This window comes from Herbaspirillum frisingense GSF30 (assembly GCF_000300975.2).
Lineage (GTDB): Bacteria > Pseudomonadota > Gammaproteobacteria > Burkholderiales > Burkholderiaceae_D > Herbaspirillum > Herbaspirillum frisingense.
Map to the genome: position 1 here is coordinate 19,446 of NZ_AEEC02000015.1, position 26,017 is coordinate 45,462.

Sequence of the window (26,017 nt, forward strand, 5' to 3'; positions counted from 1 at the left end):
GGGCGGTCGCTGATTCTACAGCGACCGCCCTTCGTAGCTCATGCCGGCAGGAACGATGCCGGCCGGAATTACTTGATGGAAGCCAGTTTCACATCCGGCGCGCCCGGTACACGCAGCATGGCCATGCGGTGCTGCATCTCGTCGGCCACGGTGCGGAAGCGCTGCATCTGCGGGCCGGTCAATGCTTGGACATTGGGCACTTCCACCGACAGCGGGTTGCGCGGCTGGTTGTTGACGCGGAACTCGTAGTGCAGGTGCGGGCCGGTCGCCCAGCCGGTCATACCGACGAAACCGATCACGTCGTTCTGGCTGACCTTCATGCCCTTCTTGATGTTGGGCGCGAAGCGGCTCATGTGGCCGTAGGCGGTGGAGTAGCCACTCCAGTGCTTGATGACGACGATGTTGCCATAGCCGTTCTGCTGACCCACGAAGTCGACCACGCCATCGGCCGCCGCATGGATGGGGGTGCCGGTCGGTGCCGCGAAGTCCACGCCGGTGTGCTGTTTCCACTGGCCCAGGATGGGGTGCAGGCGCATCGAGAAGCCGGAAGAGATACGGGTGAAGGCCAGCGGCGACTTCAGGAAGGCCTTCTTGAGCGACTTGCCGTCGAAGGCGTAGTAGCCGCCACCGCCGATCTTGCTGGCCGGGTCGCTGAACCACACCGCCTGGTAACGGTTGCCGGCATTGTCGAATTCGCCGGCCAGCACGCGACCGGTGCGCACCAGGTCACCGTTCTGGTAATAGGTCTCGTAGACCACGTTGAAGCGGTCGCCGCGGCGCAGGTCGGAAGCGAAGTTGATGTTGGTGGCGAACATGTCCACCAGCTGCATGGCGATGGCGTCCGGGATCTGGGCCGCGTCGGTGGCCGCGAACAGCGAGGAGAAGATGGTGCCGGCGCGCATTTCCACGCGCCGCTCGAGCACGGCCGGCTGGGCCTGGGCGGTCAGCTTGCCGTCCTGGCGCGAGATGACCAGGTTCTTCGGGGTGTCGCTGCCATCGTCGAGGGTGGCCGACAGTTTGACCAGTTCGCCATTGTCGTCGGTCTGGGCCACCACACGCTTGCCGGCGCGCAACTGCATCACCGTGCGCGCCAGGGTATCTGACTTGATGAAGGCCGTGGCCTCGTCGTCATCCACGCCCAGGCGGTTGAGCAGGGTGGCCAGGGTGTCGCCGCTGCGTACCTTCTCTTCGTTCACGTAATACTGCGAACGCTCTTCCAGTGCGCTGATCTGCTGTTGCAGGTCGGGCAGGGCCAGTTCCTTGGAAATCGGGTTGACCGGGGCGTCCTTCAGGTCGGGCTCGGCCGGTGCGAAGCCGGCGGCGCCGATGGTAAAGGCCGCCAGGAACAGGGCGCTGGCGCCGACGATGCGGGTCTTGGGCGAGGAGGCGGCGACTTTGTGGTGGCAGGATCGCAACGCGGTGAAGCACAGGGACGAGAGGTGCTTGAGTTTATCTTGTGGGAACATGCAATACGAATACGTTAAAATCTGACGTTTCCGTGGCGGATGGCGGGTACGGCTGCAATGCGGCGTTTCCTGTCCCCCCGCCGTGTTGCGCCCGCGTAATTCTTCATACGCACGGGTGTGAATATTGTTCCTGCTGATGAGCTTCTGAGGCGGCGTCCTGGCGCCCAGCAGAAAAACGAAAGTCGGAATTATAGCAACACGCTTTAGCGGTCTTGTCCTACAAATGCCAATTTTTTAGTTATATCGATGAACGCCGACCAGTCCACCCCTTCCGCGCCCTCTGCCGCCCCCTCCAAACTGCCCCTCTCCGACAAGGTCCAGGAGGCGCTGGCCATCACTAAACGCGGTATCGATGAGCTGCTCATCGAAAGCGAATTCGCGCAGAAGCTGGCGCGTGCCGAGCAGAGCGGCCAGCCGCTGCGCATCAAGCTGGGACTGGACCCGACCGCCCCTGACCTGCACCTGGGGCATACGGTGGTCCTGAACAAGATGCGCCAGTTGCAGAACCTGGGGCATCAGGTGATCTTCCTGATCGGCGACTTCACCTCGATGATCGGCGACCCGTCCGGCCGCAATGCCACCCGTCCGCCGCTGTCGCGCGAACAGATCGAGATCAACGCCAAGACCTATTTCGCCCAGGCCAGCCTGGTGCTGGATGCCAGCAAGACCGAAATCCGCTACAACTCCGAATGGTGCGATGCCCTGGGTAGTCGCGGCATGATCCAGCTGGCCTCGCGCTACACCGTGGCGCGCATGATGGAGCGCGACGACTTCACCAAGCGCTTCAAGGAAGGCACGCCGATCTCGGTGCATGAATTCCTCTACCCGCTGATGCAGGGCTATGACTCGGTGGCCCTGAAGTCCGACCTGGAACTGGGCGGCACCGACCAGAAATTCAACCTGCTGGTGGGCCGCGAACTGCAGAAGGACTTTGGCCAGGAGCCGCAGTGCATCCTGACCATGCCGCTGCTGGAAGGCCTGGACGGCGTGGAAAAGATGTCCAAGTCCAAGGGCAACTATATCGGCATCACCGAACCGGCCAACACCATGTTCGCCAAGGTGATGAGCATTTCCGACGTGATGATGTGGCGCTACTACGACCTGCTGTCGTTCCGCTCCATCGCCGAGATCGCTGCCTTCAAGGCCGAGGTCGAGGGGGGCCGCAATCCGCGCGATATCAAGGTCGCCCTGGCCCAGGAGATCGTGGCCCGCTTCCACTCGCAGCAGGCTGCCGAAGACGCGCTGGCCGATTTCGTCAACCGCTCCAAGGGCGGCATCCCGGACGACATCCCCGAGGTCTCGCTGTCGGGCGCGCCGCTGGGCATCGGCCAGTTGCTCAAGCAGGCCAACCTCTGTGCCTCCACCTCGGAAGCACTGCGCATGGTGGAGCAGGGCGGCGTGCGTATCGACGGCACCGTCATCAGCGACAAGGGTTTGAAGGTCGAGGCCGGCCAGTGCGTGGTGCAGGTCGGCAAGCGCAAGTTTGCCCGCGTCACCCTGGCGTAAGCTGGTGCGCGCATGATTGCCCTGTTGCAGCGGGTCAGCCAGGCCGCCGTGGTGGTGGACGGCCAGACGCTGGGTGCCATCGGCCCCGGCCTGATGGTACTGGTCTGCGCCGAACGCCATGACGGCGTGGCCCAGGCCGATGCCCTGCTCAAGAAGCTGCTGGCCTATCGCGTCTTCAGCGACGAGGCAGGCAAGATGAATCGCAGTGTTGTCGACGTGCAAGGCGGCCTGTTGTTGATCCCGCAGTTCACGTTGGCCGCCGATACCAATTCCGGCACACGCCCCTCCTTCACGCCAGCGGCCGCGCCCGAACTGGGACGGCAGCTGTTTGAGCACTTCGTGGCGCAGGCGCGGGTGCAGCATGGACAGGAAAAGGTCGGCACCGGCCGTTTTGGCGCCGACATGAAAGTGTCGCTGACCAACGACGGGCCGGTCACTTTCTGGCTGCAGGTGAAGCCTCAGGCTTTGGTGTCATGAACCTCGGTCCGGCTTGAAGCCGGGCCGGACGTCCCCAAATGAATTTGCAAAGCGTGTTGAATGTGGCCTTACTTTAGGAGGTGATATGAAATTCTGGAGCGATTCTTTCAAGGACGGTAGCAACATCCCCGGCGAGTTCGCCTTCGCGGTGATGGACGCCAAGACCCACGTCGCCCTGTCGGCCAACCGGAACCCGCACTTCGCCTGGAGCGATCTGCCGGCCGGTACCAGGTCGCTGGCGCTGGTGGTGCATGACCCTGACGTGCCTTCCCGTGGCGACGACGTCAACCAGGAAGGCAAGACCGTGCCGCTGGAACTGCCGCGGGTGGATTTCTATCACTGGACCCTGGTGGACATTCCGGCCAGTGTCAGCCAGATCAAGGCCGGCCAGTTCAGCAACGGCGTGACCGCACGCGGCAAGCCGGGTCCGGCGGTGCTGGGCGACGTCATGCCCGGTGCACGCCAGGGCATCAACGACTACACCGGCTGGTTCGCCGGCGACGGCGACATGCGCGGCGACTACTTCGGCTACGACGGCCCCTGCCCACCGTGGAACGATGCGCTGGTGCACCGCTACATCTTCACCCTCTATGCACTGGACGTGGAACAGCTGCCGGTGGCCGGCAACCTCGAAGGTTCGGTGGTGGTGACGGCGCTACGCGACCATGTCCTGGCGCAGGCCTCCCTCACCGGCCTGTACACCCTCAACCCCAGCGCCATACCGCGCACCTGAAAACCCGCATGACCGACATCCTGCTGATCCGCCACGGCGAAACCGACTGGAACGTGGACAAGCGCCTGCAAGGGCATATCGATATTCCGCTCAACCAGGCCGGCCAGCGCCAGGTCCTGGCACTGGGCGAGCTGCTGGCCGAGGAGGGCATCGATGCCATCTTCGCCAGCGACCTGCAGCGCGCTCGCGACACCGCGCAGGCGGTGGCCCATGCCAGCGGACGGCAGGTAGTCATCGATACCGGCTTGCGCGAGCGCTGCTATGGCGCCTTCGAAGGTCTGCGCCATGTGGAGATCGAGGCGCGCTATCCCGAGGCCTATCGGCAGTGGAAAGCCCGCGAGCCGGACTTCCGCTACCCGGCCGGCGAGCGTATCGCCGAGACCATGCGCGAGTTCTACGAGCGCTCGGTCGCGGCGGTGCAGCGGGTACTGGCCTCGGGCCCGTACCGCAAGGTGGCCATCGTCACCCATGGCGGCGTGCTGGAGTGCATCCATCACTGGGCCAGCCAGAGCTCCTTCGCCCAGCCGCGCAACTTCGACATCTTCAACGCCAGCGTCAACCGCCTGCACTGGGATGGCCAACGCGCCCATATCCGTTCCTGGGGCGAGATCGGTCACCTCCAGCGCGAGACGCTGGACGAGGTCGACCGCTGAATCCGCACGCCGGGCCGCGCCACGCGGCCCGGATTCTTGCAGGATGGCAATCAGGATTGGCATACTGCCAACAATTGATTTTGCCCAATAAATAATCAGCCCCAAAGATGTAACCGCGCCCGATTCTTGTTGGGCGAGGCCGTCAATCGCGCTAAAATAGCGCCCTTCCCCGTACCTCCCCCTGATCCACGTCGTGAACATTGGGCCTTACTCCCTGCGAAACAACGTGTTCGTCGCTCCCATGGCGGGCGTGACCGACCGTCCATTCCGCCAGCTGTGCAAGCAGCTGGGGGCAGGGTATGCCGTGTCCGAGATGGCGGCTTCCGATCCGCGGCTGTGGCACAGCGAGAAGACCTCGCGCCGTATCAACCACGATGGCGAGATGGAACCCAAGGCGGTGCAGATCGCCGGGGCCGATCCCGTCATGCTGGCCGACTGCGCGAAGTACAACGTCGAGCGCGGTGCCCAGATCATCGACATCAACATGGGCTGCCCGGTCAAGAAGGTCTGCAACAGCTGGTGCGGTTCAGCCCTGCTGCAGGACGAGGAACTGGTGGCGCGCATCTTGGATGCGGTGGTGTCGGCGGTGGACGTGCCGGTGACGCTGAAATTCCGCACCGGCTGGGACCGCGCCAACAAGAACGCCCTGAAGATCGCCGCCCGCGCCCAGGCGGCCGGCATCGCCATGCTGACGCTGCACGGTCGCACCCGCGCCGACGGCTACAGCGGCCATGCCGAGTACGAGACCATCGCCGCCGTGAAGGCTGCCGTCAGCATTCCGGTGGTGGCCAATGGCGACATCACCACGCCCGAGAAGGCGCGCGAGGTCCTGCGCATCACCGGGGCTGATGCCGTCATGGTCGGCCGCGCCGCACAGGGGCGTCCCTGGATCTTCCGCGAGATCGACCACTTCCTGCAGACCGGAGAACACCTGCCGGCGCCGCTGGTGAGCGAGGTCGTGCAACTGATGGATGAACACCTGCAGGCCCACTATGCGTTCTACGGCGAGTACCTGGGCGTGCGCACGGCGCGCAAGCATATCGGCTGGTATGTGCGCGAACTGGTCGGCGGCGAGCAGTTCCGTCGCGGCATGAATCGCATCGAAGACTGCAACCAGCAGTTGCAGGCGGTGCGGCAGTTCTTCGCCGACCAGGCAGTGCACGGCGAGCGTCTGCAATACGGTCTGGTGGATGAGGTGGCCCTGGCCGCCTGAGCGAACGAGCAATGGCCCGACCGCCCGGCAGGGACGGAGATCGGGCTTGGGGTACCGGGTATCGGATGCGCCTTGCGCGCAATTGATCAACAACACGGCAGGTCACGCAGGCAGGCGCGCAGTTCACAACAGCGAGCGTCGCCGGCGGTGGCCACACCGGAAAAAAACAGAAGCAGCAACGCCATGAGCAAAGAAAGTATCGAGGATGTCGTCAAGAAGAGCCTGGAAAAGTATTTCCGGGATCTCGGAGAGCAACTCCCCACCAATGTCTACGACATGGTGCTGGCCACGGTCGAAAAACCGGTCTTCGAGACCGTGATGGCGCGCGCCGAGGGTAACCAGTCCCAGGCCGCCGAGATCCTCGGCATCAACCGCAATACGCTGCGCAAGAAGCTGCAGCAGCACGGCCTGCTGTAGCCCGCGCAAGGCCGGCGCCGCAGTGCAGGGGGCCGGTTCATGCAGGGGTGCAGCTTCCTTCCACGGTTTTTCAGGTTTCCTTTCCCTTACCAGTCTTGCCTACCATGATCAAACAAGCACTCATTTCCGTATCCGACAAGGCAGGCGTGCTCGAATTCGCGCGCGCGCTGTCCGCCATGGGCGTCAACATCCTGTCCACCGGCGGCACCGCCAAGCTGCTGGCCGACAATGGCGTGCCGGTCACCGAAGTGGCCGACTACACCGGCTTCCCGGAAATGCTGGATGGCCGCGTGAAGACGCTGCATCCCAAGGTGCATGGCGGCATCCTGGCGCGTCGTGACTTCCCCGAGCACGTGGCCGCCCTGGACCAGCACGGCATCCCCACCATCGACATGGTGGTGGTGAACCTGTATCCGTTCCAGCAGACCGTTGCCAAGCAAGAGTGCTCCCTGGAAGACGCCATCGAGAACATCGACATCGGCGGCCCGGCCATGCTGCGTTCCTCGGCCAAGAACCACAAGGACGTGATCGTCATCTGCGACCCGACCGACTACGAAGGCGTGCTGGCCGAGCTGAAGTCGGGCGGCGACCTGCCCTATGAAAAGCGCTTTGCGCTGGCCAAGAAGGTCTTTGCCCACACTGCGCAATACGACGGCGCCATTACCAATTACTTCACCTCCCTGGGCGAAGACAAGCAGCACACCACCCGCAGCGCCTACCCGTCCACCCTGAACCTTCACTTTGAGAAGGTCCAGGACATGCGCTATGGGGAAAACCCGCATCAGAGCGCCGCCTTCTACCGCGACATCAAGAAGGTCGAGGGCGCCCTGGCCAACTACACCCAGCTGCAGGGCAAGGAACTGTCCTTCAACAACATCGCCGATGCCGATGCGGCGTGGGAATGCGTCAAGAGCTTCGACCCGGCCACCGAAGCGGCCTGCGTCATCATCAAGCACGCCAATCCCTGTGGCGTGGCCATCGGTGCCAACCCGCTGGAAGCCTACAGCAAGGCGTTGCAGACCGACCCGACCTCGGCCTTCGGTGGCATCATCGCCTTCAACCGCGAAGTGGATGCGGCTGCGGCCGAAGCGGTGGCCAAGCAGTTCCTGGAAGTGCTGATCGCCCCGTCCTTCAGTGCTGAAGCCAAGCAGATCTTCGCCGCCAAGCAGAACGTGCGCCTGCTGGAAATCCCGCTGGGCAATGGCCTGAACGGCTACGACTTCAAGCGCGTTGGCGGTGGCCTGCTGGTGCAGTCGCCGGATGCCAAGAACGTGCTGCTGGCCGACGTGAAGGTGGTCAGCAAGAAGCAGCCGACCCAGCAGCAACTGCAGGACCTGATGTTTGCCTGGCGCGTGGCCAAGTTCGTCAAGTCCAACGCCATCGTCTTCTGCGGCAATGGCATGACACTGGGTGTGGGCGCCGGCCAGATGAGCCGCATCGACTCCGCCCGCATCGCCTCGATCAAGGCGCAGAACGCCGGCCTGACCCTGGCGGGTTCTGCAGTGGCCTCCGACGCCTTCTTCCCGTTCCGCGACGGCCTGGACGTGGTGGTTGATGCCGGTGCCACCTGCGTCATCCACCCGGGCGGCTCCATGCGCGACCAGGAAGTGATCGATGCCGCCAACGAGCGCGACGTGGTGATGCTGCTGACCGGAACCCGTCACTTCCGTCACTGATCATCTGCATGCTTTAAACAGGAACGCCCGGCCATATGCCGGGCGTTCTTGTTGGTGGGTTCGGTTTGCCTGCGCTGCTGCCTGTGCTGTTGTTTGCGCCGTCGCCTGCGCTCAGGATTGCTCCGGAACCAGGCCCTCATGCATCGCAATCCGGCTCAAGGCCATTTCGAAGCGCTGGCGCGATTCCGTGGTCAATTGCTGCAGGTACTGGTGCAACTGCGCATCGGCCTCGTTGCGATTGGCGCACTGCGCGCTGTAACGCTCGAACTGCGATAGCTGCATCAGCAGCTCGGCCACATGGCGCGGGCACTCGCAGGCCACCGTGGTGGAGCGGTTGGCGAAGGCGATCAACTCATTGTCGCTCCAGCGCCGTATTACCTGCGCCTGCTGCGACCAGGCCGGTTCGCTGCGCGCCGGCACCGTCAGCGCCATCAGTGCGCGCAGCCATTGCAGGATAACCACGTCCGGTTGCGGCGCGCGCAGCAGGCTGATGCCTACCGCCGCCAGCGTCTCGCATACTGCTTCGCTGGCAAAGCCATACAGCACCGCCATCGGCAAGCCACTCAAGGCCGGTGCCGAACTCTCCAGCGCTCCCAGCCAGCCGGCATGCAACTGCGGCTCGTGCAGCAGCAGGGCGTCGACTTCTTCCCGTTTCAGGCTCAGGGCGGCCTGCTGGACGCTCTCGAAGGGTCCCAGCAACTGCAGCGGACGGCCCAGGCGCTGCAGCAGGCCCGGCTTGTCCAGCCGCTGCGCCAGCGTGGCGCCGATCACCGCCACCCGCCACTGGCCCTGCACCGTCTGCGGCGGGGTGGGGCGTACGGCGTGCAGTTCGGCATGGGTGGCCGCGACCTGTTGCAACTGCTCCATGTCCAGCCCGGCCAGGCTCCCGATGGCATGACCGAGCTCGGTCAACTGCCGGATCAGGGCCAGGCGCCGCACGTCGGCTTCCGAATACAGACGCTGCCCGCTGGGCGAGAGCTTGCCCTGGGTCAGCGCATAACGACGCTCCCACACGCGCAGGGTCGCCACCGGCATGCGCAACATGCGGGCCACGGCCCCGGTGCGGCGCAATGACTCGGTCGCGGGTTTGTCTGCGGGAGGGGCGGACTGCTGCGGCTGGTCTGTGCTCATGATCTCTCTCGTTGAATCAGGAATGACGCAGAGTATAGGCGATAAATCGCGGATTTGAATCAAGGTTGAACCATTTATTGCGTACAATCCGGAGTCATGAAATCCACCCGCCAGGCCATCGCTCATCGCGGCAACAGGCCCTAGCAAACCCTGCGCCGTCTGCGGCTTGCCCATGACCTGGCGACGCAAGTGAGCCAGGAACTGGGATGACGTCAAATACTGTTCCGACGCCTGTCGCCGCAAGCCTGCCCACGCTGCTTCCTGAGGAGTCGAGTCATGTACCGCAAACACCAATTCGACCTGGTGCTGGATGCCGTGTCACCGGAAGAAGCGGCGCAAGCCGCGCCGCAAGTCCTGGCGCCCCCTGCGCTGCCTACCCTGGCCGCCGCCCGCCAGCGTATCGCCGCCGTGCGCCCGGGGGTCTATGCCCGCACCCGTAACAGCCTGGAGGGCGCCGTGACAGGGCTGTCGCCCTACCTCACCCATGGCATGGTCACGTTGCGCGAGGTGCTGGCCGGCGTCTGCGCACGCCATGCCCTGGAGGTGCAGCACAAGTTCGTCTATGAGCTGGGCTGGCGCGCGTTCTACCGCTATGTCTGGGCGCGCCGTGGCGCCCGCATCTTCGATTCGCTGCACCCCGGTCCGCTGCCGGAGTCGGCCTATGCGCGTGAGTTGCCGGCCGATATCCGCGAGGGCGCCACCGGACTGCCGGTGATCGACCAGGCCGTGCGCACCCTGTATGCCACCGGCACCCTGCACAACCACGCCCGCATGTGGCTGGCCAGCTATATCGTGCATCTGCGCAAGCTGCACTGGCGCGCCGGCGCCGACTGGATGGTCGGTCACCTGCTGGATGGCGACCTGGCCAGCAATCACCTGAGCTGGCAATGGGTGGCCGGTACCGGCAGCCACAAGCCCTATCTCTTTAATGCCGAGAATGTGGTCAAGTACGCGCCTGCCCCCTGGCATAGCCCGGGGACGGTACTCGACACCAGCTATGAAGCGCTGGGCCAGATCGCCCTGCAGCCCGATCCGGTGGCGCCTGAACCTGCGGCCTCCGCCCGCGCTTGCCCGCGCATTGCCGAGCCCCCCCTGCTGGCGGCACCCCCGGCGAGCCTGGATAGCGTCGCCCCCGACCCGCAGGCCGTGGCCGGGCGCGACGTCTGGCTGGTCCATCCCTGGAGCCTGGGCGAACTGCCGGCCGATCTCGCACCCGATACGCTGGTGGTGGGGCTGTACCTCTCCGACTTCCATCTGCTGTGGCCGTGGAGCCGGCGCCGCTGGGATTTCGTCGGCGCGCGCATGCGCGAGCTTGCGCCGCTGTGCTGGCACGGCGACGCCGCCAGCGTGGGACGCGCCCTGAAGGTGGCACGCAGCGTGCGCTGCCAGTCCGATCCGCACCTGGCACCGTGGCTGCCGCTGTGGGCGCAATGCAGCGCGCCGCCGGGACTGTTTCCGGCGGTGGACAAGCCCAGCGATCTGTTCACCCAGTGGTGGCGACGCAGCACCCATGGCCTGCGCGACGCGGCCGAGCTGCTGGCGCGGGAGGGCCACTGCGATGGCTGACGGCGAGGAACGCAACAGCGGGAATCAGAAGGATGCGCTGACCGTGCTCTACGATGGCGCCTGCCCGCTCTGCCGCCGTGAGATCGGTCTGTACCAGCGCCTTGGCGAGCAGGCGCCGCTGCGCTTCTGCGACATCAGCCAGCCCGATCGTGGCTCCGCCTTGCCATCCGGCCTGACGCGCGAGCAGCTCCTGGCGCGCTTCCATGTGCAACGCGCCGACGGTGTGGTCTTCAGCGGGGCAGCGGCCTTCGTGCAGCTATGGGCGAGCTTGCCGGGCTGGCGCTGGCTGGCCCGTCTGGCGCGCCTGCCCGGGATGCTGTGGCTGATGGAGCGCTCCTATCGCGGCTTCCTGCGCCTGCGGCCGGCGCTCCAGCGTCTGGTCCTGCGCCTGGAAGGGCGCTCGCGGCGGTCCTGATGTCGGTCGGCCTGGTCTGGTTCAAGCGCGACCTGCGCCTGCGCGATCATCAACCGCTGGCGCAGGCGGCACAGTGCGAACGCGCCTTTGGCCTGTTCATCATCGAACCGGCCTGGTTGCAGAGTTTCGAATGCGATCCGCGCCACGTGGATTTCCTGCTGCGCTCGCTGCAGCCGCTGCAGATCGAGCTACGACAGCGTGGCATGCCGCTCTTGGTGCGCATCGGCGAGGCGGTGCAGGTGCTGGAAGCGCTGCGTCGTGAATGGAACGTCACCCATCTCTTCAGCCACGAAGAAACCGGCCCCGCCTGGAGTTATGCCCGTGATATTTCGGTCGGCCGCTGGAGTCGCATCCAGCATGTCCACTGGCAGGAATGGCCGCAGACCGGCGTCATCCGCCGCCTGCGCAGTCGCGATGGCTGGGCCGCGCGCTGGCTGCAGCGCATGGAGGCGCCGCAGGTGGCGATGCCTGCCGGCTTTCGCGCCCCGCCGGGCATGCAGCCCGATCCGCTGCCCACGCTGGCCGATCTCGGCCTGCCCACGCCGCGCCTGCAGCCGCCCGCCGGGGAAGCCGATGCCTGGGAGCGCCTGCGCGCCTTTCTCGGCGGTGATGGACGCGATTACCGGCGGGCCCTGTCCAGCCCGCTGACTGCGCCTGAAGCCTGCAGCCGTCTCAGCGCGCACCTGGCCTTCGGCACGTTGTCCATGCGCAGCGTGCACCAGGCCACCGAGCTGGCCATCGAACACACACCGGACCGCGAGCTGGCCTACGGTCTGCGCGGCTTTTCCAGCCGCCTGCGCTGGCATTGCCACTTCATGCAGAAGCTGGAAGACCAGCCCGATCTCGAATGGCGCAATATCGCCCGCTCGCTCGATGGCCTGCGCCCCGGAGATGGCGGGCCGTGGGGCGCACTGGCACAGGAACGCTTCGAGGCCTGGTGCGAAGGGCGTACCGGCTATCCCATGGTGGACGCCTGCATGCGCCAGCTATGCAGCACCGGCTGGCTCAACTTCCGCATGCGCGCCATGCTGGTCAGCTTCGCCGCCTACCACCTGTGGCTGCACTGGCGTGCGCCGGGATTGTTCCTGGCACGCCAGTTCCTGGATTTCGAACCCGGCATCCACTGGAGCCAGATGCAGATGCAATCCGGCACCACCGGCATCAATACCTTGCGCATCTATTCGCCGGCCAAGCAGGCGCGGGACCATGATCCCCTGGGCGAATATGTGCGGCGCTGGGTGCCGGAATATGGCACGCCAGCCTATCCCGCGCCCATCGTCGACGAAAAGAGCGCGCTGGCCCAGGCCAAGGAGGCACTCTATGGCCACCGTCACAGCCCGGTCGCCCGTCAGGAAGCCGACGCCATCCAGGACAGGCACGGCTCGCGCAAGAGCGGCCTGCCCGCGACCACGCAGCGACGCGGCCGCAAAAAGACCGCCGACCCCGGTCAGGGCGTGTTGTTCTAGGGCCTGGGTCGGTCCGATCGGTTAGACTGGCGGGCATGAAAATCCTCGGTATCGACCCTGGCTTGCGTACCACCGGTTTCGGGGTCATCCACAAGCAGGGCAACACGCTGTCCTATATTGCTTCCGGCACCATCAAGACGCCGGATGGCGATCTGCCGTCCCGACTCAAGGTGATCCTCTCCAGCGTCGGCGAGGTGGTGCGGACCTATGCCCCTGACTGCGCCGCCATCGAAAAGGTGTTCGTCAACGTCAACCCGCAATCTACGCTGCTGCTGGGGCAGGCCCGGGGCGCGGCGATCTGCGCCATGGTCGCGGCCGACCTGGCGGTGGCTGAATATACGGCGCTGCAGGTCAAGCAGGCCGTGGCAGGCCATGGACGGGCGCAAAAGGCGCAGGTGCAGGAAATGGTGGCGCGGCTGCTGAAACTGCCGGGCTTGCCCGGCACCGACGCCGCCGATGCGCTGGGCGTGGCGATCTGCCATGCGCACGGGGGAGGGGTCTTGTCCGACCTGGGGGCGCTGGCCCCGGCGCTGGCGCGCAAGGGCATCCGCATGCGCGGCGGGCGGCTGGTCGGTTAGTCTTTCGTCTTGAAGAGCGACAGCACGCGCTGCGCCAGCTTCACCATCACCAGCACCACCGCACCGGCGACCACGCCGAAGAGCGCATTCAATACCGCAGGTGCAATCGCGCCCAGTACCGGGCCGATCACCGCAACGCCCTCTACGGCAACCGCTGCCGCTTCGATGGCGTGATGGGCGAACGGCAGGCCGTGGGTCAGGATGCCGCCGCCCACCATGAACATGGCGATCGTGCCGATCACCGACAGGCTGCGCATCATCTTCGGCGCCGCCGCCAGGATGGCGCGGCCCACCGCAGCCTTCAGACGGCCCCAGGCGCTGGAGCCGGCGTGCTGCACCAGGTAGAGACCACCATCGTCGAGCTTGACGATGCCCGCCACCAGGCCATAGACACCGGCCGTCATGATCAGCGCAATGCCCACCAGTACCGTGATCTGCTGCTGCAGCGGGGCGCCGGCCACTGTCCCCAGCGTGATGGCGATGATCTCGGCCGAGAGGATGAAGTCGGTGCGCACGGCATCCTTGATCTTCTCGCGCTCGTAGCTGACCGGGTCGACTTCCTCGGGGGCGGTGGCGGCGACCTCGTGGTGTTGCTCGTCATGCGGCAGGTATTTGTGGGCCAGTTTCTCGAAGCCCTCGAAGCAAAGGAAGGCGCCGCCCAGCATCAGCAGCGGCGTCACCGCCCAGGGAATGAAGGCGCTGATGGCCAGCGCCGCCGGCACCAGGATGGCCTTGTTCTTCAGCGAGCCCTTGGCGACCGCCCACACCACCGGCAGTTCGCGCTCGGCGCGCACCCCGCTGACCTGCTGGGCATTGAGGGCCAGGTCGTCGCCCAGCACGCCGGCGGTCTTCTTGGCCGCCATCTTGGTCATCAGGGAAACATCGTCGAGCACCGTGGCGATGTCGTCGATCAATGCGAAGAAGGCGCTGCCGGCCATGGTTGTCCTTTATTCAAGCTTGTTATCGTTGGATACTGTTTATCCGAACAGTGCTGTATCATCCCGGGATTATCACAGAAGCTGCAGCTCACGCACATCAAAGACGCCATGATCGGTCGCCTCTCAGGAATTCTTCTAGAAAAAATCCCCCCGAATCTGCTGGTCGACTGCCAGGGCGTCGGCTACGAGGTGGTGGTGCCGATGAGCACCTTCTACAACCTGCCCGGGCTGGGTGAGAAGGTGACGCTGCTGACCCACCTCGCCATCCGCGAGGATGCCCACATCCTGTTCGGGTTTGGGACCGCCGAGGAGCGCAATACGTTCAAGGAGCTGATCAAGATTTCCGGCGTCGGTGCCCGTACCGCGCTGGCCATCCTCTCGGGCATGTCGGTGGCCGACCTGGCCCAGGCCGTCACGCTGCAGGAGGCCGGTCGCCTGACCCGCGTGCCGGGCATCGGCAAGAAGACCGCCGAGCGCCTGTTGCTGGAACTGAAGGGCAAGCTCGGTGCCGACCTGGGCGCGGTGGCCGGCGTGGTCCACAGCGACGCCACGGCCGACATCCTCAACGCCCTGCTGGCACTGGGTTATTCGGACAGGGAAGCCAGCCTGGCCATGAAGCAGGTTCCCAAGGACGCCAGCGTCTCGGACGGCATCAAGCATGCCCTCAAGGCCCTCTCCAAGGGCTAGGCCAGGGCCGACAAGGATCAGAGCATGAGCATCCAGACCGACGATTTCTCCGAACAGCGCATCATCGCCGCCACTCCGGCTTCGGCCAATGAGGAGGCCATCGAACGCGCCCTGCGGCCCAAGCACCTGGACGAATACGTCGGCCAGGAAAAGGTCCGCGCCCAGCTGGAAATCTTCATCTCGGCCGCCCGCAAGCGCGGCGAACCGCTCGACCACACCCTGCTGTTCGGCCCGCCCGGCCTGGGCAAGACCACCATGGCCCACATCATCGCCCGCGAGATGGGCGTGAACCTGCGCCAGACCTCGGGCCCCGTGCTGGAGCGCGCCGGCGACCTGGCCGCGCTCCTGACCAATCTGGAAGCCAACGATGTGCTCTTCATTGACGAGATCCACCGCATGTCGCCGGTGGTGGAGGAAATCCTCTACCCGGCCCTGGAGGATTATCAGATCGACATCATGATCGGTGAAGGCCCTGCAGCCCGCTCGGTGCGGCTGGACCTGCAACCCTTCACCCTGGTCGGCGCCACTACCCGCGCCGGTATGCTGACCAACCCGCTGCGCGACCGCTTCGGTATCGTCGCCCGGCTGGAGTTCTACACTCCGCCCGAGCTGGCGCGTATCGTCACCCGCAGCGCCGGACTGCTCAACGCCCCCATCGTCGACGATGGCGCGCTGGAAATCGCCCGCCGCAGCCGTGGCACGCCGCGTATTGCCAATCGCCTGCTGCGCCGGGTGCGCGACTATGCCGAAGTCAAGGGCCAGGGCCGCATCACCCGCGAGATGGCCGACGCCGCCCTGGTGATGCTGGACGTGGACCCGGTCGGCTTCGACCTGATGGACCGCAAGCTGCTGGAGGCCGTGCTCTTCAAGTTCGGCGGCGGCCCGGTGGGGCTGGACAACCTGGCCGCTGCCATCGGCGAGGAACGCGACACCATCGAAGACGTGCTGGAACCCTACCTGATCCAGCAGGGTTACCTGCAACGTACCCCGCGTGGCCGCATCGCCACCGGCGCGGCCTACCAGCACTTCGGCGTGGCAGCCCCGCGCACCGGTCCCAATGGCGAGCTGTGGGGCGCCTGACCCATCCGTGACATTCAGTTTTCTCGCCAGTTAGGTGACTTTTGCAGCAGCTGAAAAACAGCATGACGCGTGGCGAGGCAATCAGATGAAATTTTTGCCAGATCTCGTCAAAAAGCGAGTTTTTGCTTGTGCAAAAATTAATCGTCATCGACAATGGATAGCTATTCACTATCTTTCGATGTGAGCCCTCCATGCTAATGTCGAGCCAAGCCCTTCGATACGCGCATCAGCTGCTCGATGCGCGCGCCCAGTCTCGCATCATCCCGCGCATCTCCGAATCCGAACCGCTGTCGGTGGACGATGCCTACGACATCGCCCACAACATCCGCAACATCCGAGTGGCCCAGGGCGAGCAGCCCATCGGCCGCAAGATCGGCTTCGTGGTGCGCAAGAACTGGGAGCGTTACGGCATCATCGACGACACCCGCATCCCCACCTGGGCACCGATGTGGGACAGCACCGTGCGCTTTGCCGAGGACAACCACGGGGCGCAATCGCTGGCCGGTGCGGTGCAACCGCGTATCGAGCCGGAAATCGTCCTCAAGCTCGGCAAGACCCCGGCCCCCGATGCCTCGCTGGATGAACTGGCCGACTGCCTGGAGTGGATGGCGCATGGTTTCGAAATCGTGGTCTGCCCCTTCCCCAACTGGGAATTCACGGTGGCCGATTCGATTGCCGCCTTCGGCCTGCACGGCACCCTGATCGTGGGCGAGCCGCATGTGCTCTCCTCGGCCACCAAGCATCACCTGCCGCAGATCCTGGCCAGCGCCAGCGTCTCGCTGTCCTGCAATACCGAGAGTTCCAGCGTGCTGCGTGCCGCCGGCTTCTGCAATGACGAGATGGACAGCCCCCTGCACGCCCTGTGGCACCTGCACCAGCTGTTGCAGAAACAGAGCCGCTTCCGGCAGTTGCAGGCGGGCGAAATCATCAGCACCGGCACCTGGACCGACGCCTGTCCGATCGAACCGGGCCAGACCTGGACCACCGCCTTCTCCGGCGTGACCCTGCCGGGTCTGACGGTATCCTTCGTCTAGCCACGGGACGGCGTTTACATCTTGTCCATCTGGGTTGATGCGGACGCCTGTCCGGGCGTGATCAAGGAGATGCTGTTCCGGGTCGCCGACCGTACCGGCATCATCGTCACGCTGGTGGCCAACCGGCCGCTGCGTACCCCGCCTTCACGCTTCATCAAATCCATGGTGGTCCCGGCCGGCTTCGACGTGGCCGATCGCGAGATCGCCCGCCAGGTCGCGCCCGGTGACCTGGTGGTCACCGCCGACATCCCGCTGGCGGCCGACGTCATCGGCCGCGGCGCGCTGGCGCTCAATCCGCGCGGCGAACTCTATACCGGCCAGAACATCGGCCATCACCTCAGCACCCGCAACTTCATGGAAGAACTGCGCAGCAGCGGCGTGGAAACCGGCGGCCCGGCCGCCTTCAGCACCAGCGACGGGCGCGCTTTCGCCCGTGAACTGGACCGCTACGTCCTCAAGGCCAGCCGCCCCGCCTGAGTCGTGCTTACTGTTCGCGCAGCCAGGTCTGGGTCCGACCCAGCATGGGCATGCCGACATAGCCGCGCACGTTGAGCTTCTGGCCATCGTCGACCACGCTCAGCTTGCTCTTGTAGACCTTGCCATTGGCCGGATCGATGATCTGCCCGCCGTTGTACTCGTCCCCGTCCTTCTTCAGGCCCGACAGGATGGTCATGCCGATGACCGGCTTGTCCTTGAGCTCGCCCTCGCATTTCTGGCAGACCGGGTTCTGGTCTTCCTCGGGGGCGCGGAACAGCTTTTCTATCCGGCCGCTCAACTCGCCATTGTTCTCGGTGATGCGGATCAATGCCTTGGGCTTGCCGGTGGAGTCGTCGATACTCTTCCACAAGCCCAGCGGCGAGCCATCGGCCCAGGCGGCGGTGCTGGCCAGCAGGCCGGCGATGAGCAGGGTGCGCCCGAGCAGGCGGGCGGGGGACGGGGTGCGGGTCATGCTGGTCTCCTGTTGATCAAGTCGAATGCCATAAAAAAGCACGATTGTTCTAATTTTTTCGATCCAGTCTAGACAAGCCCGCCCTGCAAGGCAAGCACAAAAAACAAAAGCCGCCGTCCCGGATTGGGACGACGGCTTTGGCAGGAAAAGGCCGGGCTTACTTCAGCTTGGCCAGTTGTTCCTTCACTTTCTCCAGCGTTGCACTGAAGTTGGCGACACGCTCCTTCTCCTGCGCCACCACGGCCTCAGGGGCACGCGCCACGAAGCTCTCGTTGGACAGCTTGCCATTGGCCTTGGCGATCTCGGTCGTCAGGCGGGTGACTTCCTTGCCCAGGCGCTCACGCTCGGCGGCCACATCGATTTCCACCTTGAGCATCAGTTTGACTTCGCCGACGATGGCCACCGGTGCCGGCGACTCCGGCAGTTGCGCCACGATCTGCGCTTCCGACAGGCGTACCAGGCCTTGCAGGTAGGGCAGGAAGGACTCCACCGCAGCGGTGTCGGCCGCCTCCACGATCAGCGGTACACGCAGCGACGGCGCCAGTTGCATCTCGCCACGCAGGTTGCGGCAGGCATCGGTGTAGGCCTTGAACTGGGCGACCCAGGCTTCGGCTTCGGTGTCGATCTTGTCCAGGTCCGGACGCGGATAGGCCTGGCGCATGATGGAGTCGCCCGCTGGATCGGGCTTGCGGTCCGTCAGCGGCGCCACGCTCTGCCACAGCTGTTCGGTGATGAAGGGCAGCACTGGGTGCGCCAGGCGCAGCACGCTTTCCAGCACGCGCAGCAGGGTGCGGCGGGTGGCGCGCTGTTGCGCCTCGTTGCCGCTCTGGATCTGGGCCTTGGCCATTTCCAGGTACCAGTCGCAATACTCGTCCCAGACGAACTTGTAGATGGCAGTGGCGATGTTGTCGAAGCGGTAGTCGGCAAAGCCCTTTTCCACTTCGGCCTCCGTACGCTGCAGCAGCGACACGATCCAGCGGTCAGCCTTGGAGAACTGCAATTGCTCCTTGTCGCACACGCCCTTGACGTGGCCGTCGAAACCGCAGTCCTGGCCTTCGGTATTCATCAGCACGAAGCGGGTGGCGTTCCACAGCTTGTTGCAGAAGTTGCGATAGCCTTCGCAGCGGTTCAGGTCGAAGTTGATGTTGCGGCCCAGGGTCGCCAGTGAGGCGAAGGTGAAGCGCAGCGCATCGGTACCGAAGGCGGGAATGCCGTCGGCGAATTCCTTGCGGGTGGCCTTTTCGATGCTGCTTGCCTGCTTGGGATTCATCAGGCCAACCGTACGCTTGGCCACCAGTTCATCCACGCCGATGCCATCGATCAGGTCGATCGGGTCCAGGGTGTTGCCCTTGGACTTGGACATCTTCTGGCCCGAGGCGTCGCGCACCAGACCGTGGACATAGACGGTGTCAAACGGCACCTTGCCGGTGAAGTGCGTGGTCATCATGACCATGCGCGCCACCCAGAAGAAGATGATGTCGAAGCCCGTCACCAGCACCGACGAGGGCAGGAACAGCTTGTAATCCGGGGTTTCTTCCGGCCAGCCCAGGGTGGAGAAGGGCACCAGCGCCGAGGAGAACCAGGTGTCGAGCACGTCTTCATCGCGCTTGACGGTCTTGCCGCCGGCCTGTGCCTTGGCTTCTTCTTCGGTACGGGCGACATAGATGCCGCCGTCCTCGTCATACCAGGCCGGAATCTGGTGGCCCCACCACAGCTGGCGCGAAATACACCAGTCCTGGATGTTGTTGAGCCACTGGTTGTAGGTATTGGTCCAGTTCTCGGGCACGAACTTGATCTCGCCCGAAGACACCTTCTCCAGCGCGGTCTCGGCAATCGACTTGCCGGGGAAGTAGGTGCCTTCCGGCGCCGGCTTGCTCATGGCCACGAACCACTGGTCGGTCAGCATCGGCTCGATCACCACGCCGGTACGGTCGCCACGCGGCACCATCAGCTTGTGCGGCTTGACCATGTCCAGCAGACCCAGCGCATCCAGGTCGGCCACGATCTGCTTGCGCGCCTCGAAGCGGTCCAGACCCTGGTACTTCTCGGGGGCGTTCTCGTTGATGGTCGCCTTGAGGGTGAAGACGCTGATCTTTTCCAGGTTGTGGCGGGCGCCGACCTGATAGTCGTTGAAGTCGTGGGCCGGGGTGATCTTCACGCAGCCGGTGCCGAATTCCTTGTCGACGTATTCATCCTGGATGATCGGAATCTCGCGGCCCACCAGCGGCAGCTTGATCATCTTGCCCACCAGCGGCGCATAGCGCTCGTCGGTCGGGTCCACGGCCACGGCGACGTCGCCCAGCATGGTTTCCGGACGGGTGGTGGCGACCACGATGTGACCGCTGCCATCGGCCAGCGGATACTTGATGTGCCACATCGAGCCGTCTTCTTCCTCCGACACCACTTCCAGGTCCGAGACGGCGGTGCCCAGCACCGGATCCCAGTTCACCAGGCGCTTGCCGCGATAGATCAGGCCTTGCTCGTACAGGCGCACGAACACTTCGGTGACGGCCTTGGACATCTTCGGGTCCATCGTGAAGTATTCACGCGCCCAGTCGGTGGAGGCGCCCATGCGGCGCATCTGGCCGGTGATGGTGGAGCCGGATTTCTCTTTCCACTCCCACACCTTTTCGACGAACTTTTCACGGCCCAGGTCGTGGCGCGAGACCTTCTGCGCATCCAGCTGGCGTTCCACCACGATCTGGGTGGCGATACCGGCGTGGTCGGTACCGGGAATCCAGGCGGTGTTGAAACCGCGCATGCGGTGGTAGCGCGTCAGGCCATCCATGATGGTCTGGTTGAACGCGTGACCCATGTGCAGGGTGCCGGTCACATTGGGCGGCGGCAGCTGAATGGAAAACGAGGGCTTCTCCGCGTCGGTGGTGGCGGCGAAGTAACCGCGCTTTTCCCACTCCTCGCGCCAGAATTTCTCAATCTCGGCAGGCTCGAACGACTTGGCTAATTCCATGATTTGACGTGTGTTTTTGCGAAACCCAACATTATAAGGGACGGGGAGGGCAAATCCCTCCACGGGCGCGAAATTGACGCATCCCTGGGGGCAGGGCAGAAATGCGCAAGGGCGGCCCTCACCATGTTGCTGCCAGGCAGCCTGATGGCTTCAATTGCCGTGCTGCACCTCCAGCTCATCCAAAATGAAGCCTTGTTCATCGCCGTATTTGGAGTAGAATCCGGCCCACGACAAGGTCCGCGCAAGTGGCCCGCGTCGCATCGCTAGGGGTCCTGGCACCGGAGCACATGCTCTGGCAGCCGGGTGAGAAATACCCTTGAACCTGATCTGGATAATGCCAGCGAAGGGAAGCAACCGGCAGCATGACGTACCCACGGCACCGTCCCATCCCCGCCGTCCGTCCTCTTCCGCAACCTCCTTTGCTGGCTCCGAGCCATGAGTCATCAAGCAAAGGAGCCGAAATGAATGCCAACCCGAAATTCCTGTCCGCGACGGCCACCGTCGACGAGGCAGCCGTCCAGCCTCTCCCGAATTCCCGCAAGATCTACGTGACCGGCTCGCGCCCGGACATCCGCGTGCCCATGCGCGAGATCAGCCAGGCCGATACCCCGGCCATGTTCGGCTCGGAAAAGAATCCCCCGATCTATGTCTACGACACCTCCGGCCCCTATACCGACCCGGACGTCAAGATCGACATCCGCGCCGGTCTCTCCACGCCGCGCCTGCCCTGGATCCTGGAGCGCGACGATACCGAAGAGCTGCCCGGCCCCACCTCCGAATACGGCCAGCAGCGCCTGAACGACCCGGCCCTGGCCGAACTGCGCTTCAACCTGCACCGCAAGCCGCGTCGTGCCAAGGCGGGTGCCAATGTCACGCAGATGCACTACGCCCGTCGCGGCATCATCACGCCCGAGATGGAATTCATCGCCATCCGCGAAAACCTGCGCCGCAAGGAATACCTGGAGCAACTGAAGGCCTCCGGCCCCATGGGCAACAAGCTGGCCGACCTGATGGGCCGCCAACATCCGGGCCAATCCTTTGGTGCGTCGATCCCGGCCGAGATCACCCCGGAATTCGTGCGTGAGGAAGTCGCCCGTGGCCGCGCCATCATCCCCGCCAACATCAACCACCCGGAAGTGGAGCCGATGATCATCGGTCGCAATTTCCTGGTCAAGATCAATGCCAACATCGGCAATTCCGCCGTGACCTCCTCCATCGGCGAGGAAGTGGAAAAGATGACCTGGGCCATCCGCTGGGGCGGCGACAACGTCATGGACCTGTCCACCGGCAAGAACATCCATGAAACCCGCGAATGGATCATCCGCAATTCGCCGGTGCCGATTGGCACCGTGCCGATCTACCAGGCGCTGGAAAAGGTCAACGGCAAGGCTGAAGACCTGACCTGGGAAATCTTCCGCGACACCCTGATCGAACAGGCCGAGCAGGGCGTGGACTATTTCACCATCCACGCCGGCGTGCGCCTGCAATACGTGCCGCTGACGGCCAAGCGCATGACCGGCATCGTCTCGCGCGGCGGTTCCATCATGGCCAAGTGGTGTCTGGCGCATCACCGCGAGTCCTTCCTCTACGAACACTTCGAGGACATCTGCCAGATCATGAAGGCCTACGACGTCAGCTTCAGCCTGGGCGATGGTTTGCGTCCGGGTTCGATCTATGACGCCAACGACGAAGCCCAGCTGGGCGAGCTGCGCACCCTGGGTGAACTGACCCAGATCGCCTGGAAGCACGACGTGCAGGTCATGATCGAAGGCCCCGGCCACGTGCCCATGCACCTCATCAAGGAAAACATGGACCTGCAGCTGGAGCAGTGCCACGAAGCGCCGTTCTACACCCTCGGCCCCTTGACCACCGACATCGCCCCCGGCTACGACCACATCACCTCCGGCATCGGCGCCGCGCAGATCGGCTGGTACGGTACCGCCATGCTGTGCTACGTCACCCCCAAGGAACACCTGGGCCTGCCCAACAAGACGGATGTGAAGGACGGCATCATCACCTACAAGATCGCCGCCCACGCCGCCGACCTGGCCAAGGGCCATCCCGGCGCGCAGATCCGCGACAACGCCTTGTCCAAGGCGCGCTTCGAGTTCCGCTGGGAAGACCAGTTCAACATCGGCCTGGACCCGGACAAGGCACGTGAATTCCACGACGAGACCCTGCCCAAGGACTCGGCCAAGGTGGCGCACTTCTGCTCCATGTGCGGCCCGCACTTCTGCTCCATGAAGATCACCCAGGAAGTGCGCGACTACGCTGCCAAGGAAGGCATCTCCGAGATCGACGCCTTGAAGCAGGGCATGGAAGTGAAGTCGGTCGAGTTCGTCAAGATGGGCGCCGAGATCTACTCGAAGCAGTAAGCGCGGCCATGCAGATAGAACTGAACGGCAAGCCTCACCCGCTGCCCGACGGCGCCACGCTGGAACAGCTCATTGCCGGCCTCTCCCTGGCCGGCAAGGCGGTGGCCGTGGCGGTCAACCGCCAGGTGGTGCCCGGCGCGCGCTGGCCCACGCACGCGCTGGCCGAGGCTGACAAGGTAGATGTGGTGCGTGCCATCGGTGGCGGTTGAACCGCCTATGGCCATGCAGCGCAGCTCACAGACAAGGAAACGACATGAACATGAATGACGCCCCCCTTCAGAAAGAAGACCCGGGCCTGACCATCGCCGGCAAGACCTATCGCTCGCGCCTGCTGGTGGGTAGTGGCAAATACAAGGACCTCGACGAAACCCGTGCGGCCACCGTCGCCAGCGGTGCCGAGATCATCACGGTGGCGATCCGCCGCGTCAACATCGGCCAGGACCCCAACGCCCCCAGCCTGCTGGACGCGGTGCCGCCCTCCGAATTCACCATTCTGCCCAATACCGCCGGCTGCTACAACGCCGCCGATGCCGTCTACACGCTGCAACTGGCGCGTGAACTGCTGGGCGGCCACAAGCTGGTCAAGCTGGAAGTGCTGGGCGATGAAAAGACGCTCTTCCCCAACATGCCCGAGACCCTCAAGGCCGCCGAAACGCTGGTCAAGGATGGCTTCGACGTGATGGTCTATTGCAGCGACGACCCCATCCAGGCGCGCATGCTGGAAGACCTGGGCGTGGCCGCGGTCATGCCGCTGGCCTCGCTGATCGGCTCGGGCATGGGCATCCTCAACCCCTGGAACCTGTCGCTGATCATCGAGCAGTCGCGCGTACCGGTGCTGGTCGATGCCGGCGTGGGAACGGCGTCGGATGCCGCCATCGCCATGGAACTGGGCTGTGATGGCGTACTCATGAACACCGCCATTGCTGGCGCGCGCGACCCCATCCGCATGGCACGCGCCATGAAGCTGGCCGTGGAAGCAGGTCGTGAAGCCTTCCTCGCCGGCCGCATCCCGCGCAAGTTCGCTGCCTCGCCATCCTCGCCGATGGCGGGTCGCGTGGCCTGACGATGCAAGCCGCCTATCGTCCCACGCCGCCCTGCGTGCTGGTCTTCTCCGGTTCCGACCCCAGCGGCGGGGCCGGCATGCAGGCCGATATCCCGGCCATCACGGCGCTGGGGTGCCACCCGTTGTCGGTACCTACCGCGCTGACGGTGCAGGACAACGTCAGTGTCTTCGCCGTGCATGCGCTCGATCCGGATCTGGTGCGCTACCAGGCCCAGGTCTTGATCGACCGTTTCGATATCGCCGCCGTCAAGCTGGGCATCGCCGGCAGTCATGCCAATGCGGAGATGATTGCATCGCTGATCCGGCAATTGCGCAAGCGCAATCCGGAGATGCCGGTGGTGCTTGATCCGGTGCTGGCCAACGGCCGTGGCGACCAGCTTTCGCGCGACGATGCGGCGCAGGTGATCGAACCCCTGTACGCACTGGCCACCGTGATCACGCCCAACCTCAACGAGGCGCGCCGTCTGTGTGGCGATGTCTCACCGGCGCGCCAGGCGGCGCTGTTGATGGAGCGCGGTTGCGCCCATGTGTTGCTCAAGGGCGGGCATGGCCCGCAGGAGCAGGATGTGGTCAATCGCTGGTATGGGCAGTTGTTCCGTTCCGAATTTGCGCAGGAAGCCATCGAAAGCGCCCGCTGGCGCTGGACCCGGCTGCCGGATGAATTCCACGGCAGCGGCTGCACGCTGGCGGCGGCCCTGTCGGCCGGCCTGGCACGCGGCCTGTCCATGCGCGCAGCCATCGACCTGGCCCAGCAATACACCCAGCATGCCTTGTCCACGTCCTACGCCATCGCCGCCGGGCAGCGCATCCCCCATCGCGTCCCCGCGTTCGAACCTGTTGTTGATGCCGCCCCGGCGGCAGGAGCCTGAGATGAAACCCGACTACGCCAACCATCTGCGCGGCCTCTACATCGTCACCCCGGATTGGGATGACACCGCGCAACTGCTGACCGCCACCGAGCTGGCCCTGCAGAACGGCGCCGCACTGGTGCAGTATCGCCACAAGACTGCCGACCCCGCCCAACGGCGCGACCAGGCCAGTGCCTTGCTGGCCCTGTGCCGCCAGTATGAGGTGCCGCTGATCATCAACGACCATGTGGACCTGTGCCTGGAGATCGATGCCGACGGCATCCACGTCGGCGGCACCGATGCGTCCATTGCCGAGGTGCGCCAGGCCGTCGGCCCGGACCGCATCGTTGGCGCCTCCTGCTACGGCACGCTGGAGCTGGCGCACGCCGCCCATCGCGATGGCGCCAGCTATGTGGCCTTCGGTGGCTTCTATCCCTCGAGGGTGAAAAAGTATGACTTCCGCACCGCGCCGGAGATCATCGCGCAATCCAAACGCGAGATTGCCCTGCCGGTGGTGGTGATCGGTGGCATCACCCTGGAAAATGCGCCGCCGCTGGTGGCGCAGGGGGCCGACATGGTGGCCGTCATCAGCAGCGTCTATCTGGTGCCGGTGGCCGAGCGCAAGACACGGGAGTTGGCCGATCTTTATCGCTCATGAATGGCGTCGATGAAGACCGTTCGGACTGAGTAGCCGCCTGGCGGCGTATCGAAGGCGCGCAGACGCTTGCACACGGTCCTGCGCATTCGATACGATCCTGCGGGTCTACTCAGTCCGAAC

At 64.7% G+C, this 26,017-nt stretch carries 25 protein-coding genes, 1 pseudogene and 1 riboswitch; of the genes and pseudogenes, 21 read left to right on the plus strand and 5 right to left on the minus strand.

The genetic code is table 11. The features are described 5' to 3' along the window. Positions 1-68: 68 nt before the first annotated feature. A complete protein-coding gene (locus tag HFRIS_RS12025) occupies positions 69-1,466 on the minus strand; it encodes a M23 family metallopeptidase (RefSeq protein WP_006463621.1) in 1,398 nt (465 codons plus the stop codon). A 246-nt stretch (positions 1,467-1,712) separates the two neighbouring features. On the opposite strand from HFRIS_RS12025, the gene tyrS reads away from it, so the two are divergent. The 7 genes from tyrS (at position 1,713) to purH (ending at position 8,141) form a co-directional block, all read left to right on the plus strand. After that, the gene (tyrS, locus tag HFRIS_RS12030; protein WP_006463622.1) at positions 1,713-2,972 is read left to right on the plus strand and encodes a tyrosine--tRNA ligase; all 1,260 of its coding nucleotides are present in this window, start codon (positions 1,713-1,715) and stop codon (positions 2,970-2,972) included. A gap of 12 nt (positions 2,973-2,984) precedes the next feature. Beyond that, positions 2,985-3,449 (plus strand): D-aminoacyl-tRNA deacylase, encoded by a 465-nt coding sequence (gene dtd, locus HFRIS_RS12035; protein ID WP_006463623.1) that lies wholly within the window; start codon positions 2,985-2,987, stop codon positions 3,447-3,449. 85 nt (positions 3,450-3,534) lie between these two features. Beyond that, positions 3,535-4,182, plus strand: a complete 648-nt coding sequence (locus tag HFRIS_RS12040) for a YbhB/YbcL family Raf kinase inhibitor-like protein (RefSeq protein WP_006463624.1) — start codon at positions 3,535-3,537, stop codon at positions 4,180-4,182. A gap of 8 nt (positions 4,183-4,190) precedes the next feature. Then, the gene (locus HFRIS_RS12045; RefSeq protein WP_006463625.1) at positions 4,191-4,835 is read left to right on the plus strand and encodes a histidine phosphatase family protein; all 645 of its coding nucleotides are present in this window, start codon (positions 4,191-4,193) and stop codon (positions 4,833-4,835) included. 193 nt (positions 4,836-5,028) lie between these two features. Then, complete coding sequence (dusB, locus tag HFRIS_RS12050) at positions 5,029-6,048, plus strand: tRNA dihydrouridine synthase DusB (RefSeq protein ID WP_006463626.1); 1,020 nt, start codon at positions 5,029-5,031, stop codon at positions 6,046-6,048. Between the two features lie 183 nt (positions 6,049-6,231). Next, a complete protein-coding gene (locus HFRIS_RS12055) occupies positions 6,232-6,465 on the plus strand; it encodes a Fis family transcriptional regulator (protein ID WP_006463627.1) in 234 nt (77 codons plus the stop codon). Positions 6,466-6,569: 104 nt separating this feature from the next. Then, on the plus strand, positions 6,570-8,141 hold the full coding sequence (gene purH, locus HFRIS_RS12060; protein ID WP_006463628.1) for a bifunctional phosphoribosylaminoimidazolecarboxamide formyltransferase/IMP cyclohydrolase: 1,572 nt from the start codon (positions 6,570-6,572) through the stop codon (positions 8,139-8,141). A gap of 111 nt (positions 8,142-8,252) precedes the next feature. On the opposite strand, the gene HFRIS_RS12065 is transcribed toward purH, so the two are convergent. Then, positions 8,253-9,272 (minus strand): MerR family transcriptional regulator, encoded by a 1,020-nt coding sequence (locus HFRIS_RS12065; RefSeq protein ID WP_006463629.1) that lies wholly within the window; start codon positions 9,270-9,272, stop codon positions 8,253-8,255. Between the two features lie 172 nt (positions 9,273-9,444). Here HFRIS_RS12065 and HFRIS_RS26010 point away from each other — a divergent pair. The 5 genes and pseudogenes from HFRIS_RS26010 (at position 9,445) to ruvC (ending at position 13,297) form a co-directional block, all read left to right on the plus strand. Then, positions 9,445-9,537, plus strand: a pseudogene (locus HFRIS_RS26010) (DUF2256 domain-containing protein). 11 nt (positions 9,538-9,548) lie between these two features. Then, entirely contained in the window at positions 9,549-10,838 is a 1,290-nt protein-coding gene (locus tag HFRIS_RS12070) for an FAD-binding domain-containing protein (RefSeq protein WP_006463630.1), read from the plus strand. After that, positions 10,831-11,253, plus strand: coding sequence for a thiol-disulfide oxidoreductase DCC family protein (locus HFRIS_RS12075; RefSeq protein WP_006463631.1), 423 nt, complete (start codon positions 10,831-10,833; stop codon positions 11,251-11,253). The genes HFRIS_RS12070 and HFRIS_RS12075 overlap by 8 nt, the downstream gene beginning before the upstream one ends. Next, positions 11,253-12,719 carry an FAD-binding domain-containing protein gene (locus HFRIS_RS12080; protein ID WP_006463632.1) on the plus strand — a complete coding sequence of 489 codons (1,467 nt, stop codon included), beginning with the start codon at positions 11,253-11,255 and terminating at the stop codon, positions 12,717-12,719. Before HFRIS_RS12075 ends, HFRIS_RS12080 begins: the two co-directional genes overlap by 1 nt. 35 nt (positions 12,720-12,754) lie before the next feature. Further along, entirely contained in the window at positions 12,755-13,297 is a 543-nt protein-coding gene (gene ruvC, locus HFRIS_RS12085; protein ID WP_006463633.1) for a crossover junction endodeoxyribonuclease RuvC, read from the plus strand. Here ruvC and HFRIS_RS12090 read toward each other — a convergent pair. Continuing rightward, complete coding sequence (locus HFRIS_RS12090; RefSeq protein WP_006463634.1) at positions 13,294-14,235, minus strand: DUF808 domain-containing protein; 942 nt, start codon at positions 14,233-14,235, stop codon at positions 13,294-13,296. The genes ruvC and HFRIS_RS12090 overlap by 4 nt on opposite strands. 108 nt (positions 14,236-14,343) lie before the next feature. Here HFRIS_RS12090 and ruvA point away from each other — a divergent pair, with 108 nt between their 5' ends. The 4 genes from ruvA to HFRIS_RS12110 all read left to right on the plus strand — a co-directional run bounded on the left by ruvA (position 14,344) and on the right by HFRIS_RS12110 (position 17,513). Next, positions 14,344-14,922 (plus strand): Holliday junction branch migration protein RuvA, encoded by a 579-nt coding sequence (gene ruvA / locus HFRIS_RS12095; RefSeq protein ID WP_006463635.1) that lies wholly within the window; start codon positions 14,344-14,346, stop codon positions 14,920-14,922. 24 nt (positions 14,923-14,946) lie between these two features. Then, positions 14,947-16,002: a Holliday junction branch migration DNA helicase RuvB gene (gene ruvB / locus HFRIS_RS12100; RefSeq protein ID WP_006463636.1), complete on the plus strand. Its 1,056-nt coding sequence runs from the start codon at positions 14,947-14,949 to the stop codon at positions 16,000-16,002. A 191-nt stretch (positions 16,003-16,193) separates the two neighbouring features. Continuing rightward, positions 16,194-17,036: a 2-keto-4-pentenoate hydratase gene (locus HFRIS_RS12105; protein WP_182993602.1), complete on the plus strand. Its 843-nt coding sequence runs from the start codon at positions 16,194-16,196 to the stop codon at positions 17,034-17,036. 21 nt (positions 17,037-17,057) lie between these two features. Continuing rightward, the gene (locus HFRIS_RS12110; protein ID WP_006463638.1) at positions 17,058-17,513 is read left to right on the plus strand and encodes a YaiI/YqxD family protein; all 456 of its coding nucleotides are present in this window, start codon (positions 17,058-17,060) and stop codon (positions 17,511-17,513) included. Positions 17,514-17,520: 7 nt separating this feature from the next. On the opposite strand, the gene HFRIS_RS12115 is transcribed toward HFRIS_RS12110, so the two are convergent. Beyond that, complete coding sequence (locus HFRIS_RS12115) at positions 17,521-17,985, minus strand: DUF2147 domain-containing protein (RefSeq protein ID WP_006463639.1); 465 nt, start codon at positions 17,983-17,985, stop codon at positions 17,521-17,523. Between the two features lie 157 nt (positions 17,986-18,142). Beyond that, entirely contained in the window at positions 18,143-20,953 is a 2,811-nt protein-coding gene (locus HFRIS_RS12120; protein ID WP_006463640.1) for a valine--tRNA ligase, read from the minus strand. Between the two features lie 255 nt (positions 20,954-21,208). Further along, positions 21,209-21,319: riboswitch (TPP riboswitch) on the plus strand. A gap of 95 nt (positions 21,320-21,414) precedes the next feature. Here HFRIS_RS12120 and thiC point away from each other — a divergent pair. Genes thiC through thiE form a run of 5 tightly spaced genes read left to right on the plus strand, consistent with a single transcriptional unit; the run spans position 21,415 to position 25,897 of the window. Beyond that, the gene (thiC, locus tag HFRIS_RS12125; RefSeq protein WP_006463641.1) at positions 21,415-23,328 is read left to right on the plus strand and encodes a phosphomethylpyrimidine synthase ThiC; all 1,914 of its coding nucleotides are present in this window, start codon (positions 21,415-21,417) and stop codon (positions 23,326-23,328) included. Positions 23,329-23,336: 8 nt separating this feature from the next. Then, positions 23,337-23,537 (plus strand): sulfur carrier protein ThiS, encoded by a 201-nt coding sequence (gene thiS, locus HFRIS_RS12130; protein ID WP_006463642.1) that lies wholly within the window; start codon positions 23,337-23,339, stop codon positions 23,535-23,537. A gap of 44 nt (positions 23,538-23,581) precedes the next feature. Continuing rightward, positions 23,582-24,391: a thiazole synthase gene (locus HFRIS_RS12135; RefSeq protein ID WP_006463643.1), complete on the plus strand. Its 810-nt coding sequence runs from the start codon at positions 23,582-23,584 to the stop codon at positions 24,389-24,391. Positions 24,392-24,393: 2 nt separating this feature from the next. Then, a complete protein-coding gene (gene thiD, locus HFRIS_RS12140) occupies positions 24,394-25,260 on the plus strand; it encodes a bifunctional hydroxymethylpyrimidine kinase/phosphomethylpyrimidine kinase (RefSeq protein WP_006463644.1) in 867 nt (288 codons plus the stop codon). Position 25,261: 1 nt separating this feature from the next. Beyond that, entirely contained in the window at positions 25,262-25,897 is a 636-nt protein-coding gene (gene thiE / locus HFRIS_RS12145) for a thiamine phosphate synthase (protein WP_006463645.1), read from the plus strand. Positions 25,898-26,017: the final 120 nt, after the last annotated feature.

Bases quoted from the DNA above. Each gene is read 5' to 3' on its own strand.
- HFRIS_RS12065 (WP_006463629.1), bottom strand. From the start codon at position 9,272: ATGAGCACAGACCAGCCGCAGCAGTCCGCCCCTCCCGCAGACAAACCC.
- HFRIS_RS12135 (WP_006463643.1), top strand. From the start codon at position 23,582: ATGAACATGAATGACGCCCCCCTTCAGAAAGAAGACCCGGGCCTGACC.
- ruvC (WP_006463633.1), top strand. From the start codon at position 12,755: ATGAAAATCCTCGGTATCGACCCTGGCTTGCGTACCACCGGTTTCGGG.
- HFRIS_RS12120 (WP_006463640.1), bottom strand. From the start codon at position 20,953: ATGGAATTAGCCAAGTCGTTCGAGCCTGCCGAGATTGAGAAATTCTGG.
- dtd (WP_006463623.1), top strand. From the start codon at position 2,985: ATGATTGCCCTGTTGCAGCGGGTCAGCCAGGCCGCCGTGGTGGTGGAC.
- thiC (WP_006463641.1), top strand. From the start codon at position 21,415: ATGAATGCCAACCCGAAATTCCTGTCCGCGACGGCCACCGTCGACGAG.
- ruvA (WP_006463635.1), top strand. From the start codon at position 14,344: ATGATCGGTCGCCTCTCAGGAATTCTTCTAGAAAAAATCCCCCCGAAT.
- HFRIS_RS12040 (WP_006463624.1), top strand. From the start codon at position 3,535: ATGAAATTCTGGAGCGATTCTTTCAAGGACGGTAGCAACATCCCCGGC.
- HFRIS_RS12025 (WP_006463621.1), bottom strand. From the start codon at position 1,466: ATGTTCCCACAAGATAAACTCAAGCACCTCTCGTCCCTGTGCTTCACC.
- purH (WP_006463628.1), top strand. From the start codon at position 6,570: ATGATCAAACAAGCACTCATTTCCGTATCCGACAAGGCAGGCGTGCTC.
- HFRIS_RS12105 (WP_182993602.1), top strand. From the start codon at position 16,194: ATGCTAATGTCGAGCCAAGCCCTTCGATACGCGCATCAGCTGCTCGAT.
- HFRIS_RS12090 (WP_006463634.1), bottom strand. From the start codon at position 14,235: ATGGCCGGCAGCGCCTTCTTCGCATTGATCGACGACATCGCCACGGTG.
- tyrS (WP_006463622.1), top strand. From the start codon at position 1,713: ATGAACGCCGACCAGTCCACCCCTTCCGCGCCCTCTGCCGCCCCCTCC.
- thiD (WP_006463644.1), top strand. From the start codon at position 24,394: ATGCAAGCCGCCTATCGTCCCACGCCGCCCTGCGTGCTGGTCTTCTCC.
- HFRIS_RS12055 (WP_006463627.1), top strand. From the start codon at position 6,232: ATGAGCAAAGAAAGTATCGAGGATGTCGTCAAGAAGAGCCTGGAAAAG.
- HFRIS_RS12080 (WP_006463632.1), top strand. From the start codon at position 11,253: ATGTCGGTCGGCCTGGTCTGGTTCAAGCGCGACCTGCGCCTGCGCGAT.
- ruvB (WP_006463636.1), top strand. From the start codon at position 14,947: ATGAGCATCCAGACCGACGATTTCTCCGAACAGCGCATCATCGCCGCC.
- HFRIS_RS12070 (WP_006463630.1), top strand. From the start codon at position 9,549: ATGTACCGCAAACACCAATTCGACCTGGTGCTGGATGCCGTGTCACCG.
- HFRIS_RS12115 (WP_006463639.1), bottom strand. From the start codon at position 17,985: ATGACCCGCACCCCGTCCCCCGCCCGCCTGCTCGGGCGCACCCTGCTC.
- HFRIS_RS12045 (WP_006463625.1), top strand. From the start codon at position 4,191: ATGACCGACATCCTGCTGATCCGCCACGGCGAAACCGACTGGAACGTG.
- thiS (WP_006463642.1), top strand. From the start codon at position 23,337: ATGCAGATAGAACTGAACGGCAAGCCTCACCCGCTGCCCGACGGCGCC.
- thiE (WP_006463645.1), top strand. From the start codon at position 25,262: ATGAAACCCGACTACGCCAACCATCTGCGCGGCCTCTACATCGTCACC.
- HFRIS_RS12075 (WP_006463631.1), top strand. From the start codon at position 10,831: ATGGCTGACGGCGAGGAACGCAACAGCGGGAATCAGAAGGATGCGCTG.